This window comes from Allobosea sp. CER48 (assembly GCF_044752385.1).
Taxonomy (GTDB): Bacteria; Pseudomonadota; Alphaproteobacteria; order Rhizobiales; family Beijerinckiaceae; genus Allobosea.
On the sequence record NZ_JBIWYK010000749.1, the window covers coordinates 1 to 1,013 of the forward strand.

2 protein-coding genes are annotated in these 1,013 nt (G+C 69.9%); both read left to right on the top strand.

The window, feature by feature from the left end:
* Positions 1–4 precede the first annotated feature (4 nt).
* Positions 5–691: a tetratricopeptide repeat protein gene (locus tag ACIPIA_RS16975; protein WP_400511179.1), complete on the top strand. Its 687-nt coding sequence runs from the start codon at positions 5–7 to the stop codon at positions 689–691.
* Positions 688–1,013 (top strand): GTP-binding protein (locus tag ACIPIA_RS16980; RefSeq protein WP_400511177.1); only part of this gene is annotated, 326 nt, incomplete at its 3' end. The genes ACIPIA_RS16975 and ACIPIA_RS16980, both read left to right, overlap by 4 nt.

Here is a 1,013-nt window from a genome sequence, read left to right on the forward strand (position 1 = left end):
CGCGATGGCGCGCGCAGCGGCCGCGGTCGAACGCGGCGATCATGCCGCCGCGCTCGCGATCTGGGGGCCGCTGGCGCATGCCGGCATCGGCCGGGCGCAGAACAATATCGGCGCCTGTTTCGCCGAGGGGCTCGGCGTCGAGCGTGACCCTGCCCTGGCGCTGCGCTGGCTGACGCTGTCTGCCGGGAACGGCGACCCGGTCGGGCAACGCAATCTTGCGGCCCTGCACTTCAAGGGCGATGGCGTCGAGCAGAGCGACGACGAGGCGCTGAGGCTCTACCGCCTCGCCGCCGAACAGGGGGACGCGCCGGCGCAGGACATGCTCTCGTGGATGTTGCTGGAAGGTGGGCGCGTCACGGATCGGGCAGAAGCATTGCGCTGGGCTCGGGCTGCGGCAGAAGGCGGCATCGCCACCAGCATGACCAGGCTCGGCATGATGCATCACGATGCGCTGGGCGTGGAGCGCGACGCCGCGCTGGCCGCGCAGTGGTGGCAGCAGGGCATGATGGCGGGCGACCCAGACTCCGAGGCGATGCTCGGTGCAGCCACCCTGCTCGGCCAGGGCGTGCCGCTGGATGCCGGCCGCGCGCTCACCCTCCTGCTGTCGGCGGAGAGCAAGGGCAGCCTGCTCGCCGCTCCCTTCGTCAAGGCTGCGCGGGACGCTGCCTCCATTGCGGAGGCAGCGCCGTGATCATCGGAACCGCCGGCCATATCGATCACGGCAAGACCTCGCTCGTGCGGCGGCTGACCGGGGTCGATACCGATCGCCTGAAGGAGGAGAAGGCGCGAGGCATCTCGATCGCGCTCGGCTTCGCTTACTGGCCACAGGCCGATGGCAGCGTCATCGGCTTCATCGACGTGCCCGGCCATGAAAAGTTCGTCCATACGATGCTGGCAGGCGCGTCCGGCATCGACCTCATGCTGCTCGTCGTCGCGGCCGATGACGGGGTGATGCCGCAGACGCGGGAGCATGTCGCGATCGCCCGCCTCCTCGGCATCGAACATGCTGTCGT

Bases quoted from the DNA above. Each gene is read 5' to 3' on its own strand.
- ACIPIA_RS16975 (WP_400511179.1), top strand. From the start codon at position 5: ATGGCGCGCGCAGCGGCCGCGGTCGAACGCGGCGATCATGCCGCCGCG.